The organism is Arthrobacter sp., from assembly GCF_048266065.1.
GTDB lineage: Bacteria > Actinomycetota > Actinomycetes > Actinomycetales > Micrococcaceae > Arthrobacter_H.
Genome location: NZ_JBLXAH010000002.1, coordinates 168,343 through 185,557, shown reverse-complemented (window position 1 = coordinate 185,557; position 17,215 = coordinate 168,343). Strand labels below are relative to the sequence as shown.

The 17,215-nt window shown below is 62.1% G+C and carries 14 protein-coding genes; 3 read left to right on the top strand and 11 right to left on the bottom strand.

Annotation, left to right across the window (positions count from 1 at the left end; translation table 11 throughout):
* Positions 1-49 precede the first annotated feature (49 nt).
* From ACN0TP_RS03945 to ACN0TP_RS03925, 5 genes are all read right to left on the bottom strand, one after another.
* Positions 50-475, bottom strand: a complete 426-nt coding sequence (locus tag ACN0TP_RS03945) for a hypothetical protein (RefSeq protein ID WP_417216915.1) — start codon at positions 473-475, stop codon at positions 50-52.
* Between the two features lie 186 nt (positions 476-661).
* Positions 662-922, bottom strand: coding sequence for a hypothetical protein (locus ACN0TP_RS03940; protein ID WP_417216913.1), 261 nt, complete (start codon positions 920-922; stop codon positions 662-664).
* A 50-nt stretch (positions 923-972) separates the two neighbouring features.
* Entirely contained in the window at positions 973-1,659 is a 687-nt protein-coding gene (gene deoC / locus ACN0TP_RS03935; RefSeq protein WP_417216910.1) for a deoxyribose-phosphate aldolase, read from the bottom strand.
* A gap of 29 nt (positions 1,660-1,688) precedes the next feature.
* Positions 1,689-3,464, bottom strand: a complete 1,776-nt coding sequence (locus tag ACN0TP_RS03930) for a phospho-sugar mutase (RefSeq protein ID WP_417216907.1) — start codon at positions 3,462-3,464, stop codon at positions 1,689-1,691.
* 44 nt (positions 3,465-3,508) lie between these two features.
* A complete protein-coding gene (locus ACN0TP_RS03925) occupies positions 3,509-4,309 on the bottom strand; it encodes a purine-nucleoside phosphorylase (protein ID WP_417217482.1) in 801 nt (266 codons plus the stop codon).
* A gap of 93 nt (positions 4,310-4,402) precedes the next feature.
* Between ACN0TP_RS03925 and ACN0TP_RS03920 the strand changes: the two genes are divergently transcribed.
* Together ACN0TP_RS03920 and ACN0TP_RS03915 are read left to right on the top strand one after the other, a co-directional pair.
* A complete protein-coding gene (locus ACN0TP_RS03920; RefSeq protein WP_417216904.1) occupies positions 4,403-5,806 on the top strand; it encodes an NAD(P)H-quinone dehydrogenase in 1,404 nt (467 codons plus the stop codon).
* A 159-nt stretch (positions 5,807-5,965) separates the two neighbouring features.
* Positions 5,966-7,363 (top strand): MFS transporter, encoded by a 1,398-nt coding sequence (locus ACN0TP_RS03915; protein WP_417216901.1) that lies wholly within the window; start codon positions 5,966-5,968, stop codon positions 7,361-7,363.
* A 69-nt stretch (positions 7,364-7,432) separates the two neighbouring features.
* Here the strand turns inward: ACN0TP_RS03915 and ACN0TP_RS03910 are convergent, their stop codons facing one another.
* From ACN0TP_RS03910 to ACN0TP_RS03890, 5 genes are all read right to left on the bottom strand, one after another.
* On the bottom strand, positions 7,433-9,199 hold the full coding sequence (locus tag ACN0TP_RS03910) for an acetyl/propionyl/methylcrotonyl-CoA carboxylase subunit alpha (RefSeq protein ID WP_417216898.1): 1,767 nt from the start codon (positions 9,197-9,199) through the stop codon (positions 7,433-7,435).
* Between the two features lie 510 nt (positions 9,200-9,709).
* Complete coding sequence (locus ACN0TP_RS03905) at positions 9,710-11,050, bottom strand: phenylacetate--CoA ligase family protein (RefSeq protein ID WP_417216896.1); 1,341 nt, start codon at positions 11,048-11,050, stop codon at positions 9,710-9,712.
* A gap of 474 nt (positions 11,051-11,524) precedes the next feature.
* The gene (locus ACN0TP_RS03900; RefSeq protein ID WP_417216893.1) at positions 11,525-12,502 is read right to left on the bottom strand and encodes an acyltransferase family protein; all 978 of its coding nucleotides are present in this window, start codon (positions 12,500-12,502) and stop codon (positions 11,525-11,527) included.
* A gap of 382 nt (positions 12,503-12,884) precedes the next feature.
* Positions 12,885-13,856 (bottom strand): glycosyltransferase family 2 protein, encoded by a 972-nt coding sequence (locus tag ACN0TP_RS03895; RefSeq protein WP_417216891.1) that lies wholly within the window; start codon positions 13,854-13,856, stop codon positions 12,885-12,887.
* A gap of 347 nt (positions 13,857-14,203) precedes the next feature.
* Positions 14,204-15,154: a glycosyltransferase gene (locus ACN0TP_RS03890; protein WP_417216888.1), complete on the bottom strand. Its 951-nt coding sequence runs from the start codon at positions 15,152-15,154 to the stop codon at positions 14,204-14,206.
* 324 nt (positions 15,155-15,478) lie between these two features.
* Between ACN0TP_RS03890 and ACN0TP_RS03885 the strand changes: the two genes are divergently transcribed.
* Positions 15,479-16,111, top strand: a complete 633-nt coding sequence (locus ACN0TP_RS03885) for a CDP-alcohol phosphatidyltransferase family protein (protein ID WP_417216886.1) — start codon at positions 15,479-15,481, stop codon at positions 16,109-16,111.
* Positions 16,112-16,197: 86 nt separating this feature from the next.
* On the opposite strand, the gene ACN0TP_RS03880 is transcribed toward ACN0TP_RS03885, so the two are convergent.
* Positions 16,198-17,172: a Coenzyme F420 hydrogenase/dehydrogenase, beta subunit C-terminal domain gene (locus ACN0TP_RS03880; RefSeq protein WP_417217480.1), complete on the bottom strand. Its 975-nt coding sequence runs from the start codon at positions 17,170-17,172 to the stop codon at positions 16,198-16,200.
* Between the last annotated feature and the right edge of the window lie 43 nt (positions 17,173-17,215).

The window sequence follows — 17,215 nt, the reverse complement described above, 5'->3', positions numbered from 1 at the left end:
CGGGGACCGGCTGTGCGCCGTCCCCCGCCGTGATGCGGGCCGGTGGGGCCTACGAGTGGCCGGTGGCCGGGCCGGTCGGCGTGGCGCCGCCCTCGGCGGCCCATTCGGTGCCGTCGTCGCCGCCGTCCTCGGGGCGTGCCGCCGATCCGAGTGCCGGGTCGGAGACGTGGTCCGCGGCGTGGGACGGGGTACCGGAAGCCGTGCCGGAGTCATGGTCCTTGGCGCGGTGCATGGCGTTGGCTGCGGTGTCCTTCACCTTCCCGGCCACGGTGCCGGCGGCCGAGGCGGCCGCCGAACCGACGTCGGGGGCCTTGTCCTTGATGGCGGCTTCGACGTTGTGCACCTTTTCCTGGGTGCGGGGGTCCTGCCATAGGTCCTGGGCCTTGTCGCGGAGCTGGTCGTACTTTTCGCGGCCCGCGCGGGCGCCCAGGACGTATCCCACAGCTGCTCCGGCCAGAAATGTAAAGATGCGCATTGCATTCCTCCTCTGCTCAAGCGTGGGATCCGGTTCGGAACCCGGATCCCACACTAACGCGTTCGACCCCGGCACGCAGCGCAGGGCGTCGTCGACCGCATCCGCGCGGCTGCCGACGGGACCGCAGACGACGACGGGCGCCCGCCGGCATGGCCGGTGGGCGCCCGTGGTGGCGGTGCGGTGCTGCTACTTCTTGACGACCTCTGCGGCCGGGATGCGCTCGGACTGGTGCGAGTTGGAGTGGCCGAGGATGGTCTGCGGGATGCCGAAGGCAAGCAGCGCCAGCACGAAGCAGGCGATGCCCGGCAGCCAGGCGTTCTCCAGCGTCCAGAAGCTCAGCGCGTACAGGGCGCCCAGGAACAGGATGAAGAACACCGCGAAGGCCAGGAAGTTTCCCGCGAAGTTGCCCTGGCCAGAATAGGCCTTGCTCTTGCCGTCTGAGTACACTGCGATTCTCCTTGTTGTCCTGCGCCGGCTGGCGGTGGTGCGCGCTCGCGCTAGTAGCCGGCGGTGCCCTGCTCACCCTCTACAATAGCAACTCCCGAGCTGGCCCCGAGCCGGGTGGCCCCGGCCGCGATCATCGACTGGGCATCGGCCAGGGAACGGACCCCGCCGGAGGCCTTGACCCCCATCTCCGGGCCGACCGTGCGGCGCATCAGCTCGATGTCCTCCACCGTTGCCCCGCCGCCGGCGAAACCGGTGGAGGTCTTCACGAAATCGGCTCCTGCCTCGACGGCCGCCTCGCAGGCGAGGACCTTGGCGTCCTGGTCCAGCAGCGAGGTCTCGATGATCACCTTGAGGATGGCGCCGCCCTCGTGGACCGTGCCCGCAACACCTCCGATGTCGGCGACCAGGGCGTCACGATCACCGCGACGGGCCGCCGCGATGTCGATGACCATGTCGATCTCGCTGGCCCCGTCCGCGATGGCACCGGCCGCCTCGAACGACTTCGCCGCGGTGGTGGTCGCCCCGAAGGGGAAGCCGATCACCGAGCAGGTCAACACCCCCGAATCCTGCAGGGCCTCGGCGACGGTTGCGACCCAGAGCGGGTTCACGCAGACGGATTTGAAGTGGTACTTCGCCGCCTCGGCGGCGACCGCGAGGATGTCCTCACGGGAGGCGTCGGGCTTGAGCAGCGTGTGGTCGATGTAGGAGGCGATGGTGGCTGCCGTGGGCTGGGTCATGGTTCCCTCTCAGGTGTGGGTCGGGTGGTTCAGAGGCCGAGTGCGGTGGCGGTGTCGGCCCGGACCCGGGCCAACCGGTCACGGGCGCGGTCCCGTGCCGCGGGCAGGTCGTCGGCGGAGGCCACCGGCTCGATGACCTCCAGGTAGCACTTGAGCTTCGGTTCGGTGCCGCTGGGCCGCACGATCACCCGGCTGGCGTCGGTGGTGGTGAACAGCAGGGCGTCGGTCGGCGGGAGCTGGGCGCTGCCGGACGCCAGGTCGTCGGCGACGTCGATGGGCGACCCGGCGAACGACGCCGGTGCCTGGGACCGCAGGCGGGTCATCAGTGTTGCCAACTCGTCCAGGGAGGCAACACGGACCGACAGCTGGTCGGTGGCATGCAGGCCATGGGCCAGGGCCAGCCGATCGAGTTCGTCGAGCAACGTGCGCCCCGAGGCCTTCAGGTCGGCGGCGAACCCGGCCAGCAGCAGGGCCGCCGACATGCCGTCCTTGTCGCGTACCAGGTCCGGGGCCACGCAGTAGCCCAGGGCCTCCTCGTAGCCGAAGGACAACCCAGGGACCCGGGCGATCCACTTGAAGCCGGTCAATGTGCTCTCATGCGTGATCCCCGCGGCTGCGGCGATGCGGGCCAGCAGACGGGAGGAGACGATGGAGTTCGCGAAGACCGGCGGCGCCGATGCCTCGGTGCCCTCGTTGCCGGTGCCCCGGTCGCCGGCGGCCAGCCGGGCGGCGACGTGGACGCCCAGCAGGGCCCCGACCTCGTCACCGGTGAGCATCCGCCATCCGGCGGCCGGGTCGTCGACGGCGGCGGCACAACGGTCGGCGTCCGGGTCGTTGGCGATGACCAGGTCGGCGTCCGTGGTCCGCGCGAGGTCCAGGGCCAGGTCGATGGCACCGGGTTCCTCGGGATTGGGGAAGGCAACGGTGGGGAAGTCGGGGTCGGGTTCGGCCTGTTCGGCGACGAGGCGGACCTGGGTGAACCCGGTGCTGGCCAGCGCGCGGGACATCGTGTCCCCGCCGACACCGTGCATCGGCGTCAGCACGATCCGCAGGTCGGCACGACGCCCCATCCCGGACGCATCGGCCGGGACCAGTGCGGTGATGGCCTCCAGGTAGCGGGCCTGCACATCTCCAGGTTCACCGGCGGCCGGCAGCACGGTCCACCCTCCTGCGGCCAGTTCGATGTCCTCCAGCGGTCCGGAGGCGGCGATGCGTTCGGCGATTCCTGCATCCATCGGAGCGACGATCTGCGCGCCTTGGCCGAAATCGGAGACGGCGCGTCCACCCAGGTAGACCTTGTAGCCGTTGTCCTGCGGCGGGTTGTGGCTGGCGGTCACCATGACCCCCGCTTCGCAGTCCAGGGCGCGTACGGCCCAGGCCAGCACCGGGGTGGGCAACTGCGTGGGCATCAGGAACGTCTCGATCCCGGCGGCGGTGAAGATGGCTGCCGTCTCCTCGGCGAAGACATCCGAATTGTGGCGGGCGTCGAACCCGACGACGGCCCGCGGCTGATAGGTCCCGGCCGCGGCATCGAGCAGGTACCGGGCCACACCGGCGGCCGTATGGCGCACCACGACCCGGTTCATCCGGTTCGGCCCGGCGCCCAGGGCCGCCCGCAGCCCGGCGGTGCCGAAGGAGAGCGTTCCGGAGAAGCGGTCGGCCAGCTCAGCGCGTGCGTCGTCGTCAGCGTGTGCCCTCTGGAGCAGGTCCAGCAGTTCGGCGGCGGTGGCCGGGTCCGGGTCGGCGGCGGCCCAGGCTTCGGCCCGGGCTGACAAGTCCTCTGGGGGGTGGGGGGCGGTCATCATGCTCCTGGGGTGGTGCGGTGGCTGGTGGGTGGGGACGAACCGGATCAGATCCGCCCGACGATGTCCGCCAACAACTTCGAGATGCGTGGCCCGGCCGCTTGTCCGGCCTCGATGACCTCGGCATGGCTCAGCGGGGTATCGCTGATGCCGGCGGCGAGGTTGGTCACCAGGGAGACGCCGAAGACCTCCATGCCGGTGTGGCGGGCGGCGATGGCCTCCAGGGCGGTCGACATGCCCACCAGGTCCGCACCGATGGTCCGGGCGTACCTGACCTCGGCGGGGGTCTCGTAGTGCGGGCCGGTGAATTGGGCGTACACGCCCTCGTCGAGGGCCGGGTCCACCTCGCGGGCGATCGCGCGCAGCCGGGGGGAGTAGAGGTCGGTCAGGTCCACGAACGTTGCACCCTCCAACGGGGAGGTGGCGGTGAGGTTGAGGTGGTCGCTGATCAGCACCGGGGTGCCCGGCGCCCAATCGGGGTTCAAGCCACCACATCCATTGGTCAGCACCATCGTGGTGCAGCCGGCGGCGGCGGCGGTGCGTACGCCGTGGACGACGGCGCGCACGCCCTTGCCCTCGTAGTAGTGGGTCCGGGCGCCGAGTACCAGTACCCGCTGGCCCGTGGGGGTGAGGACGGAGCGGATGGTGCCGGTGTGCCCGACGACTGCGGGGGAGTGGAATCCCGGCAGGGAAGCCGCATCCAGGGTGTGGGTGGTCTCGCCGATCAGCTCGGCTGCCTCGCCCCAGCCGGAGCCCAGGACCAGGGCGATGTCGTGGGAGGCGACACCGGTCTGCTCGGCCAGCGCCGCCGCCGCGTCGTCGGCCAATTGGAAGGGATCTACGTTGATTTCGTTCACGGCACTAACCTACCGTCGGTTGGCCCGGGCCCGGTACCTGCCCCGGCGTGCAAGTTACGGGCAGGTAGTGGAGAATGGTCTGACGTGAGCGTAGAACAGAGCAAAACGTCCCAGCGGTTGATCATCCTCGGCGGCGGACCGGGCGGCTATGAGGCCGCCATCGTGGCTGCACAGCTCGGTGCCGACGTGACCATCGTCGAGCGGCAGGGCATGGGTGGATCGGCCGTGCTGACCGATGTCGTCCCGTCCAAGACCTTGATTGCCACGGCCGACGCCATGCGCCGGGTCAGCGGCGCCCAATCCTTCGGCGTGACCGTAGAGGGCAAGGCGGATGCCAGCGCAGACCTCAGCGTCGTCAATGCCCGCCTGATGGAACTGGCCCGCGAACAGTCCTCCGACATCCGCGTTGGCCTCGAGCGTGCCGGAGTCCGCGTGGTCCTGGGCGAGGGGCGTTTGCTGGACAACCGCCACATCGCGGTGACCGGCAACGACGGCAGCAAGGAAACCCTCGAAGCCGACGCCATCCTCCTCGCCATGGGCGCCCATGCCCGCGAGCTGCCCACCGCGAAGCCCGATGGGGAGCGCATCTTCTCCTGGACCCAGGTCTACAACCTCCAGGAGATCCCCGAACACCTCATCGTCATCGGTTCCGGTGTCACCGGTGCCGAGTTCGCCTCGGCCTACAACATGCTGGGGACCCGGGTGACGCTGGTGTCCTCGCGTGACCGGGTCCTCCCGGGAGAGGACGCGGACGCCGCCGCAGTGCTGGAGGACGCGTTCGAGTCCAACGGCCTGGAAGTCGTGGCCAAGTCGAGGGCCGAATCCGTGGACAGGACCGCGGACGGCGTACGGGTCACCCTGTCCGACGGGCGGACCCTGGACGGCAGCCACTGCCTGGTGGCCGTCGGCGGCATCCCGAACACCGCGGGCATCGGTCTGGAAGAGGCCGGCATCGAACTGTCCGATTCCGGCCACGTCAAGGTCGATGGGGTCTCCCGTACCACGGCCCCCAACGTCTACGCCGCAGGGGACTGCACCGGCGTCTTCGCCCTGGCCTCCGTCGCGGCCATGCAGGGCCGCATCGCCATCGCCCACCTCATGGGAGACGGCGTGCGGCCGTTGAAGACCCACGAGGTCTCCTCGAACATCTTCACCAGCCCCGAGATTGCCACCGTCGGCGTGACCGAAGCACAGGTCAAGGAGGGCAAATACCAGGGTGACATCATCAAGCTCGATCTGGCCACGAATGCCCGCGCCAAGATGATGAACGTCAAGGAAGGCTTCGTGAAGATCATCGCGCGCAGCGGCTCCGGCACGGTCATCGGCGGGGTCGTGGTCGCACCGCGCGCCTCCGAGCTGATCTATCCGATCGCCCTGGCCGTGCAGAACCGCCTGCACGTGGATGACATGGCCCAGACCTTCACGGTGTACCCCTCGCTGTCGGGCTCGGTGTCCGAGGCGGCACGCCGCCTCCACAAGCACCTGTAGCCGTTCAACGCGTGGGGCCGACCGGGCCCCACGCGGCGAACATGACACCTTTGTGACGGCTAGAGGTGTCCAACATGTGGACACGTTGAATGATGAGTGGTCAAAAGTTCTAGTATTGCTCGAAGTATTGATCACACGTGCACAAGAGGTGTCCCCATAGTGTCCAATTTGCCCACCACCGCCGCTCCGGAGGCGAACACGCGAGGTCGCGTGATCTTCTCCAGCATGATCGGCACCACCGTGGAGTTCTACGACTTCTACGCCTACGCCACGGCTTCGGTCCTGGTCTTCCCGGCGTTGTTCTTCCCGAACGCCACCAACATCAACGCCATTCTCAGCTCGTTTGCGATCTTCGGCGTCGCCTTCGTCGCCCGCCCCCTGGGCTCGGTGATCTTCGGCCACTTCGGCGACAAGATCGGCCGGAAGGGAACACTCGTGGCGTCACTGATGACCATGGGCATTGCGACGTTCCTCATCGGCTTTTTGCCGGCCGCCAGCGGCGGGTTCGTCGTCCTGGCACCGCTGCTGCTGGTGCTCCTGCGCTTTGCGCAGGGTCTGGCCCTCGGCGGGGAATGGTCCGGCGCGGCCCTGCTGGCCACCGAGAATGCCCCACCCAACAAGCGGGCCATCTACGGCACGTTCCCGCAGCTGGGCGCCCCCATCGGCTTCATCATCGCCAACCTCGTGTTCGTTGGCCTGCAGCTGGGCCTGAGTGCCGAGCAGTTCCAGGCGTGGGGCTGGCGCGTGCCGTTCATCCTCTCTGCCGTGCTGGTCGCCGTGGGCATCTACGTCCGTCTGAAGCTCGTCGAATCCGTTTCCTTCCAGAACGTGATCAAGCAGGAGAAGGTCGTGAAGTCCCCGGTCAAGCAGACCTTCCGCTTCCACTGGCGTCCCGTGCTGGCCGGCACGATCATCATGTTCGCCACCTACGTGCTGTTCTACCTGATGACGTCCTTCACGCTGACGTACGGAACCTCTCCGGCCACCGTTGACCAGGCACGTGCCGCAGCCGAAGCCAAGGGCAAGGTCTTTGACGCAGCCGCCGAGGCGGCGTTCGTTCCCGGACTGGGCGTGCCGCGTACCGAGTTCCTGTGGATGCTGATCCTGGGAGTCGTGTTCTTCGGCATCTTCACTGTCATCTCCGGCCCGCTGGCCGAGAAGTTCGGCCGGCGCAAGTTCCTGCTGGGCGTCTCCGTGTTGATCCTGCTCTTCGGCGCGACCTGGACGTTGATGTTCGGACCCGGCACGGGCGCGGCCATGGTCGGGTTGATCATCGGCCTGTCGTTGATGGGATTGACCTTCGGCCCCATGGCCGCTTACCTGCCGGAACTGTTCCCGGCCAACGTGCGCTACACCGGCTCGGCGGTCGCCTACAACCTCTCCTCGGTGATTGGTGCGGCCCCGGCGTCCTTCGTCGCCATTGCCCTGTGGCAGGCCGGCGGGGGAAGCACGATGTGGGTCGGCATCTACCTGGCAGCTGCCGCCGCGTTGACCATCATCGCGTTGGTGATGACCGGCGAAACGCGTGACCGCGACTTCGAGAACAACGTGGGTTAGCAACCCGCTCGGACGATCATGGCCTGCCACCCCCTCAGGGGTGGCAGGCCATGATCGGTTTCGCGGCGGTCAGTCCTGGATGCTGGCGAGGACCGCTCCGGCCGAAACGGTGTCCCCGGCGACGGCTGTGAGGCCGGTGATGGTCCCGGCCCGGTGCGCGGTGAGCGGCTGTTCCATCTTCATGGCTTCCAACACGACCACCAGGTCCCCTTCGGAGACCGTGTCCCCATCGGCGACGGCGACCTTGACGATGGTGCCCTGCATCGGTGACGTCAGGCTGTCACCGGTGGCGGCGGTGCCGGCGCTCGAGCGGTTGGAGCGTTTGCGCTTGGCCTTGCCGTTGGCCTTGCCGCCAGTGGATGAGGCACCGAGCCCCGCGGGCAAGACGACCTCGAGACGCTTGCCGCCGACCTCGACGGTCACCGTCTGGCGATCGTCGGAGGATTCTGGCAGGGCCCCGGTGGGGGTCCAGGGCTCGATCGTGTTCTCGAATTCCGTCTCGATCCACCGGGTGTGGACGCTGAAGGGACCCGAGGCCGGCACGAAAGCCGGATCGGCCATGACGGCGCGGTGGAAGGGGATGACCGTGGGCATGCCCTCGATGACCATTTCGCCCAATGCGCGGCGTGCCCTGGCCGCCGCCTGGTCGCGGGTCGCGCCGGTGACGATCAGCTTGGCGATCATCGAGTCGAAGTTCCCGGAGACCGATTCGCCTTGCTCCACACCGGAATCGACGCGGACGCCGGGACCGGTGGGCAGCTTCAGGGTGGTGATGGTGCCGGGGGCCGGCATGAAACCACGGCCGGCATCCTCGCCGTTGATGCGGAACTCGAAGGAGTGCCCGCGCAGCTCCGGATCGCCGTAACCGAGCTCCTCACCGCGGGCCAGGCGGAACTGCTCCCGGACCAGATCGATGCCGGAGATCTCCTCCGAGACGGTGTGTTCGACCTGCAGCCGGGTGTTCACCTCGAGGAAGGAGATGATGCCATCCGTGCCCACCAAAAACTCGCAGGTTCCGGCGCCGACGTACCGTGCTTCGCGCAGGATGGCCTTCGACGACTCATACAGCCGACGCAGCTGGTCCTCGGAGAGGAACGGGGCCGGAGCCTCCTCGACCAGCTTCTGGTTGCGCCGCTGCAGCGAGCAGTCACGGGTGGAGATGATGGAGACATTGCCGTGGACGTCGGCTAGGCACTGGGTCTCGACGTGGCGGGGGGAATCCAGGAAGCGCTCGATGAAGCATTCGCCGCGCCCGAAGGCGGCGGTGGCCTCGCGGACCGCTGATTCGTAGGCCTCCGGGATCTCGTCGCGGGAACGGACGACCTTGATGCCACGGCCACCGCCGCCATAGGCGGCCTTGATGGCCAGGGGCAGGCCGTGGTGGTCGGCGAACTCCAGGACCTCTTGGGTTGAGCGCACCGGCTCCTGCGTGCCGGGAACCAGCGGGGCTCCGACCTTGGTGGCGATATGCCGGGCCTGGACCTTGTCGCCGAGCTGGGCGATCGCACTGGGCGGCGGCCCGATCCACGTCAGGCCGGCGTCGATGACGCGCTGGGCGAAGTCGGCGTTCTCGGATAGGAAGCCGTACCCGGGATGGATGGCGTCGGCGCCGGAAGCGGCGGCAGCCTCGAGGATCTTGTCCGTGACCAGATAGGACTCCGCGGCGCTCTGGCCGCCGAGCGCGAACGCCTCGTCGGCCAGGCGGACGTGCAGCGCCTCGCGGTCGGGTTCGGCATAGACGGCGACGGAGGCGATGCCCTCGTCACGGGCCGCGCGGATGACGCGGACGGCGATCTCGCCACGGTTGGCGATGAGGACCTTGGTCAGCTGGGGCATGGCAGATGGAACTCCTTCACTTTGCTGTTTGGAGCCTACCTGCGCTTGTGGGGTGTCCACGTAAACACACGCCAATCCCCGGGAGTTGGTCGGGGAAATTTGTAGGGGTTCTACAAAAAGTGCGGAATCGGGGCTAACCTGCGTACTTTTCGTAGGTGGCGCTCAGCAGAGAAGCGTTCTGTCGCCGATCTCCAGACGTTGTGATGATGCTCTTGGGATCGTGATAGGTGTTCGCAATCAGGTGCCTGCCCCTTGAGGTAGACCGCCAGAGCACGCACGGACGAACCCAACGGCGATTGAACCAGACGGCGGGTCTGGGCGGCCGAAGGCCTGGAAAGTCATCACTATCCGGGCGACCAGCGGAATGACTGAAATTCCAGCTTGTTTGGCGATGCTGCTGCGCCTGGTACGTCTAAAGCACCAGAATGGTCGTTCGAGCCATGCTGCCCACAACCACGACGAGACTTACTGAGTGGGCATAAGTGGCGTTTGATTCGACGCAAGTTATTCTCACCGGCCGGGCGCAGTTATGTCAGAAGTCATATAGCGAATCTTCCCGCCGTCGTGAGCAATTTCGTCTTGAACTCTAAGTGACACCGGCACTTCGAAGTTGACCATTTCGCGAAGCTCCTGAGCGATATTCTCGCCGATATCGGAGGTGGACTTCATGACTAGCCGCAGTTCAATAGACATGTCTGCGTTTTGATGAATTTGGAACTGCTTGACGTCGTCGATGTATTCGTCGCACAGATTAGTCAGGTTGACTGTGGCGACCAGTGCTCCGCTTGGCAGCGTCAATTCGTCGCTCGTTCGGCCCGCAACGGACGCAATCCGTGGAGTCATCATGCCGCATGGGCATGTGCCATCCAATTTTCGACTCAGGTCGCCCATTCGATAGCGAATAAGTGGGAATACTCGATTCTCCAGGTCACTCACGACCGTCTCGCCGGTCTCACCGTTCGAGAGGACTCTCGACTGGCGATCTACGATTTCGATTCGACGGAGCGGTTCGAACACGTGCAATCCATTCTGATGCGCGCATTCACCGGCCATCCACGGGATTTCAGCGCATCGGTAATGGTCGTAGACGGGCGCACCGAAGATACGCGAGATTTCACTTCTAATGGCCTTGGTCAGTGGTGCTGCCGTTGTTCCGATGGCAATCGGCGCAGGGAGTTGTTGGCCGAGCGATTCCATCCGACGGGCGACTTCGTATATTCCCCCTACGTAGCCCACGATGACATCAGGCGACATTCGCCTCCACTGGTCCGCGAGTTCAGCCATGGCGTTGTCGTCGAAGTAATACGCGTTGTGCTGGTAGCGTCGGGTCGGCCACCACAAGAGATCGTGCCGTTTTGAAGTGTTGATCTTTGTGGTTTCGCGCCTGATGTCAAGGAAGTTTCCATGAATAGGCACACCCCACCAGCGCAATAGTTGCCATTCCAGTACTCGCGCTGGGAAGCGAAGGTCCCGCAGAATTCGGAGGGGCTCTCCTGTGCTACCCCCGGTGCGCGACTCCACACTGTTTCGGTCCGTTTTCTCCGTGGAGATGAACATCTCTCGGTGCTCGCGAACGTGGTGTTTTTCGACGATCGGTAATTCAGTGAAGGCCGCAGGATCGTCTAGGTCCTTCAGCGAGAAGCCTGCATCGCGATAGTAATCGCGGTAAAATTCTGTGTTCGTCATGGCGAAACGGGCCTGACGCGTACTGGCTTCGGCTGTCACCCGAGCCAACTGCTCTGCTGGAAGGCGCTCCCAGCGCTGCATTTTATTGTCCAGCCGTGTGCTGGAGGCAAATACCGTATTCTTCCGAACAAAATGTACGGCTGAACGAACGTCGGCAGGACTCATCTCTTCCCCCCAATAAATTCATGCAATCAGTTAGATTGAGCAAAGAGTAGTCTGCAGCGGCGCAGTTGCCAATAGGTGATTTCACTCATTGAAGGTGATGGAGGAGACGCAATCCCGCGTTGAGAGATGCTCGACATTCCCCCGGTTGGCAGCTTCCGGCCCCCTCCCAAAGTCAACGGTCGGCTGCTATGACGAGTGCTTCGAGAATCGCCCTGAGGATTCGTGTAATTTCGAATGATCGATCGCCCCGTTGTATGAAGGGATTTCAGCCATGCCCCATTCGTGCGCGTATTCACGTCGCTGGTCGGCTGCTCGTGGAATCCGAGGGGCGTCCGTGGCTCGGTTCGTGCTCATGTACGCATACGCCATCGGAAGGCCAACGGGCTCAGCGACTGCATAGCACTGTCGGGCCTGCCTCAGGTATTGATGTAACTCTCCGGATGATTGCTAGCGGTGCCAGCCACGGAGGAATGATTATGGTGTAGACGTGTCCGTGTGTCGATGGAGACGGGAATCTGAGGCACGGAGATGACGCCGAAGGACCAAAAACCCGGGCATCTGGTAAAGCCAAACCAGAGGTCGTCGGGAACTGAACCGGGCGAGCAGGGCACAAGCGATGAAGGCGGTCACGAGACCTACTGCCGCGACGGTGGCAGAAGACTCCACTCCGGCTGACAGTAGCGCTACCGTCGTAACGATGACGATCGGAAAGTGCGACACGTAGTAGACGATCGACTTCCGGCCGATGGCCTCCACTGCCCTGACAAGCCTTGAATCGGGCAGTGCTTTAGCTGCCGCCATGGCCACCATGATTCCGGCGAGGCTTCCCGGCGCTGTTATGGCCTCGTACTTTGATTCGACTCCGTTGATGGACGACCAGACTCCGACCGCAATGGCAACACCGGCACATGCCGCCAGTGGCCAGCCCCGACCGAGGTGACCGAACAAAGCTTGCCTCTGTGTATAAAAGTGGCCCGCGTAGAAGAAGCCAAGGAAGTAGAAGAAGCCCTTGACGAGTTCCCCGTCGAAGGGAACGGACGCCGCGAATGAGGCGACCGAAACAAGCCAAGCGGGAAGGCGGCGGATGAACGGGGCCACGCAGTAGTAAGTGCCGATGAAGAAGAGGAACCACAAGTACCCGGTGGCGACCCACGACCATGGAGAAGTGAGGAGATAGTTACTCGGCCCTTGAACGATGTGCAGCGCTGCCCACACCAAGTAGGGCCACCCGATCAAAGCGAACTTGCCTAGGAGGTACTCGGGTAAGGGACGCTTTATGGAATGGCTTAGCAGGGAACCAGAAAGGAACATCAGCATTGGCATGCGGAACGGCAGGAAGAAGTTATTCAGCGTCCGAACCCATTCGGGCATCTCGAGCCCGTACAGAACCGGAATGGCGGGGGCATGCCAAACAAGCACCATAACGATGGCAGTCCCTCGTAGTAGATCCATCCACCTGAAACGGGTTGTCGCCACATTCCCACCCCTGACCGTCGCCAACTCACAAAAGTCTAGCCGCCGGATTTATATAGCGCACTACTTCGGCCCGATGATTCGAGAGGCGGATGGGCGGTGCTTGGGCCAGTGCAACCAAAAGTATCAAGCGGAACCGAAGCCACGTAAAGATGGGGCAGTCGGTGAGCCCGGCGATGCCTTGTCTTAGCTTCACCAAAGACGGTGTCATCGGTGCTGCGAAGAATCGCAAGAAAATTTTGAACGCACCGTTGTTAGCAGTAAACGAACTCGCTACTACACAAAAAACTCGTCATTTTACCGGCCCTGGGTACCGAATCATTCGAGTTGCATGAACACGATTCGGTTTTGTAGGAGTGAGTCAGCCAAAAAAGTCGAGAGGGACGCGGCGGATACCTCTTTTTCCTCGGCCATATTCAAAATATGTTAGACCAAGGGATCCAATGATATAACCGCCCCCACGGAAAACGGTTCGAGCTCCGCGGGACTCGTGATCGAGATTGGAAGTTAGCTTCCCTAGAACATTCCTTATCCCGCCAAAGACAACTCTGCCGACACCGTTGATGAAACACCAGGCGCGTTTTCTTAGACGATCGCGTTCGCTTGCGAGAAACAGAGTAATAAGCGCTTCCGAGCTTCCGATACGAAATTCCCTCCGACGAACCCATCCACGAGTTGCTCGGTCATTCGGAACCGGGTCCTGTGAGCGTGCTTCGTTGCACCACCGGATGCTGCCGCCATGCCTGATCATTTCCTTCGAGAAAAGTGAATCCTCGCCGCCAATCAGTCCCAACGATTCGTTGAAGCGTAATTTGTGTTTTCGGACGAAAGGGAGAAAAAGGAGCAAATTATGACTAGCAGCTGCCGACAGTTCCGTCCCAGTGGCGTGTTGTTGGCGCATGAAAAAACGCCCGGAAACCAACCAAGGATCTGGGTCCCTCTCAAAGGTTGAAACGACGTATCCGACGACAGCTTCGCAGTTGAATCTTTTCCAAGTCAGCAGCATCTGTTCGAGCCACCCTGAAAGCGGGACGATGTCGTCATCGACAAATATCAATAGGGCCGAGTCCGGTGACTCATCGACAGCCCGGTTTCGGGCGGCGGAAATTCCGGGACGTGGTTCATGCTGGTAGTCAATTGTTCCAGGTCTGAGGGCAACGATCTCGCTGGCCTCAGAGACGGGCGCGTTGTCCACAATGAGTACACGGCAGTCGAATTCCATTTGAACTTCAGTTGGCAGCGAATCGATTTGCTGAAGCAGGGATTCGACTGTTCGGGGAAGCCGATCAAGACGGTGATAGGTGAGTACGGCGATGGTAAGTGAAGTATTCAACTTAGTGGCTCTTAATGTCGGTTGGAGTTCCGTCGTATTGAAATCGAGAATGGGCGATCGGGTTGCTGTTACCTGATTCTCCCGCACCCATGAAGGACCGTGGCAAGTCCTTTTTCATCAGTTCGGCATCTCGTTGCCGTATGGCGATTCAAGCGGTCAAGCAGAAGTAACGCCAATGCACCCATTGACCACGCAGGTGTGCTAAAACGAGGTCACCAGTTGTGCGCGTTGGCTGTTAGTAACTATACAAAACTCAAAATCCAGGGCATGTAGTCCGTCGCCTCACATAGAGAAGTTTGGTTCGCTGTCCTTGTGAAGCTGGATTAGATGGATAGGCCGCTTACGAGCTATTTTTGAGTCTTTATCAATTGCGCCTCGCGAAAAGCGTAGCGATGCTGTACACCGGCAGTGCCCCAACCACGAGCTGAGAGATCGGGGGCTTTTGTAGGTGTACGGCGACGCAAGTCTGCCAAAGTCGACGTTAGATCCTGGGCTGACAATTGCCCTTCGTATAGGTAGACCCAGCCGGCCCCAACCTCGAGAGATAAAAGCTCGTTGGTCTCATTGCGCGGGATCAAGACGGGACGCTGAACAGACAGAGCAGCCAGTGCGCTCCCTGAGTTATGCATGTGCTGGTAGGGGAGGACCACCAACTCTGCTTCCGTGATCGCCGCAACGAGGCTTTCTTCAGCCACGTACCCGAAGGAAAAACGAATTCGGTTGTCTGTGGCAGCCGCGTTCCGGACAACGTTTTCGAGGTCCTGGGATGAGGGCTTGCCGGTGACGGACAGACTTAGATCAGGGTGGCCGCCAGCTGTGTGCATAAAGCAGTCGAGGAGGTTTTCCACGCCCTTGTATCGTCGGATTAGACCGGTGAAGGCAATTCGGCCTCGTACTTGTTCACTTCGAGGCACGTCGGCGAACCAGTCACGGTAGTGGCCGTGAGGGATGAGTCGTTGGGGGAGGTCGGGTTTGTGAGGTGTTGTGGGGTTGATCGAAATTTGCAGCGTCGTCATGTCGTCGCACTTGGTGATGAGTTGCTTCCGGACGAACGACAGTCCCTGCGGAAGATCTAGATTGTGAACTGTTCGAACCACCGCGATTCGCTTGAGTCGAATCCGTAGGAGGAGTAGCGCGAATGCCAGTTCTTTTCCCCGTCTCCTAAACCAGGTACTACCATCGAGCAGGGCTTCCGGCCAGTGAAAATGGATTACGTCGTAGGTCTCAACAAAGGCGGTCTTCCACGAGAAGCGCAGGAGATCGAGCCCCGGGGTGGTTTCCAGACTCTGGCCAAGCATAGTTATGTAAGGATTTGTTGTGGGGCGTGAGTTCCCAAACGATTCCAATACTCGAATGTGATCCACTTTTCCCCACAATCTGGCATTCCAATGGTGGCACGAGAGAGGCCATTTATCAGGAAATAATTTGATGCTCAACCCATAATCTACACTAATGATAAAAGCGCCAGGTACGGCTATTAACCTTGGGTTCGGCGCGAGTATTTGGGCCCGTTCACGTTGGCGAGAGGCACACAAATGGGGACGACTTTTTCTGAGGCTCTGAGGGAATTGAGGAACGCTCAGAAGGGGCGTGCCAAGGGAGCCCCCGGATACTCGATATACGTGAATCGCAAGATTGGTAGATTACTTGCGGCGTTTGCCCACATGTTGAGGATGACTCCCAATCAGGTCACGCTAGTGAGCGCACTATTCACTTTTACTGGGATTGCTCTTCTGGCGACATTGCCGCCAACGTGGTACTTAGGAATTATCATCTGGCTCTTGTTGGCATTGGGGTACGCGTGGGATTCTGCTGACGGCCAGGTTGCGCGATTGCGTGGCGGCGGATCTGTCGCGGGGGAGTGGCTGGACCACTTTGTCGATGCATTGAAGATTTCGTGTTTGCACCTGGCAGTTCTCATCGGGTGGTTCAGATACTTTCCGCTTGGGAACGAATTGTGGCTGTTGATACCCATCGGGTTCGCAATTGTAGGGGCGGTGACATTTTTCGCCATGATCCTCAATGACCTATTGAAGGACTCGAGAGGGGTCGCTAAAGCCATCGAGCAGGGGGGGAGCTCTCCCTTGAGATCTGTCCTGCTGCTACCGACCGATTACGGAATTCTCTGTTTGTCGTTCGCCCTCTGGGGAAGTCCAGTCGTTTTTACGGGTGTGTATTCACTGCTGTTTTTAGCGTGTGCCATGTTTTTGGTGCTGGCAGCATCCAAGTGGTTCAGAGATATGAAAAAGCTGTGAGCCTTCTTCCCCACAGATGGTGAAACACAATCAGTATAAGTAGTTCAGAACTTCGCCCGGTATCGATCTCGCTCTTTGCAGGAGGCTTAGCTGCCTGCCGAACGGACTCGTTGATACGTCCCGCGAGCGATGCGGAGGAAGAGCCGCGGCTGTCGGCGAGCAATTTTGGCCAAGCTGAAACCGGTGAATAGGGGAATTCGGCGTCCTGCGAGGAGCGAACCGGTTAGCCGCGCAAGGAGTCCAGTGCGTCGCTGCACCTGTAACGGCTGGACTGCAGCCAACGAGTTGATATCAATTGGTTCTAGGTCGATGATCCCTTCGCTGACAGCTTCCAGTAGTAGGTCTCTGCCACGAATTGTCCGTGCTATGACTGCGCTCGATCCGTCGGTCTCTACGAAAATCGGGTAGCCGGAATCGTCGGACTGCCAGAAATCCGCGACTGCGATATCGGCGCTTTCGCCGACACCGTCGGGGCAGACTTTACAGCGCCATTGAGTTGCTGGACCGAGGACTTTTCCCCAAGATTCGTCATAGGAAACGCTTCGAGTAATGTCGCGTAGTTGGACTGTGAATCGCCCTGGCCATCCACGACCCCGATACCAGAGAGAATCTGGGACCGTACTTTTTGCGATTCCTAATGACTCGATAAGTCGTTGCGTGGCATGTGCGCTCGGTGTACCTGCGCAGAAGAATGAAAGCAATATTGGAGTGGACGGCCGATTTCCGTTGGCCTTAGCGTTGATCACGTACGACTTGAGGGCAGAAATTTCACATGGTTTCCCCACTACAGCCGTTCCTGGAAGTTGGATATCGGGGTTCGACAATGTAGCAGTCGGGGCGTAACGAGATCCGGCGCTCGCAAGTGCCTCTTCCTTTGTAGTGATTGATACCGGGACGGTTCGCCGTGGGTCGCGATCTGCACCTGCCCCTGCAACGCGGGTAGCTTTCCCACTTTCTAGAAGCCAGGTGGTTAATGCCGTCAGGACGCCTGCACTGCTGCCCCGGTGTCTGGTTTCAGGGTCGACTGCGTGCCCTTTCCAGACGCCAACAAAAGATCCCATAGTCTCGTGCCTCTCTAGTCTGGGATCGTTGTTGGAGCGAACG

Coding starts and splice junctions, on each gene's coding strand:
- ACN0TP_RS03945 (WP_417216915.1), bottom strand. CDS start 475: ATGCGCATCTTTACATTTCTGGCCGGAGCAGCTGTGGGATACGTCCTG.
- deoC (WP_417216910.1), bottom strand. CDS start 1,659: ATGACCCAGCCCACGGCAGCCACCATCGCCTCCTACATCGACCACACG.
- ACN0TP_RS03930 (WP_417216907.1), bottom strand. CDS start 3,464: ATGATGACCGCCCCCCACCCCCCAGAGGACTTGTCAGCCCGGGCCGAA.
- ACN0TP_RS03910 (WP_417216898.1), bottom strand. CDS start 9,199: ATGCCCCAGCTGACCAAGGTCCTCATCGCCAACCGTGGCGAGATCGCC.
- ACN0TP_RS03905 (WP_417216896.1), bottom strand. CDS start 11,050: ATGAGTCCTGCCGACGTTCGTTCAGCCGTACATTTTGTTCGGAAGAAT.
- ACN0TP_RS03900 (WP_417216893.1), bottom strand. CDS start 12,502: ATGGATCTACTACGAGGGACTGCCATCGTTATGGTGCTTGTTTGGCAT.
- ACN0TP_RS03890 (WP_417216888.1), bottom strand. CDS start 15,154: ATGCTTGGCCAGAGTCTGGAAACCACCCCGGGGCTCGATCTCCTGCGC.
- ACN0TP_RS03880 (WP_417217480.1), bottom strand. CDS start 17,172: ATGGGATCTTTTGTTGGCGTCTGGAAAGGGCACGCAGTCGACCCTGAA.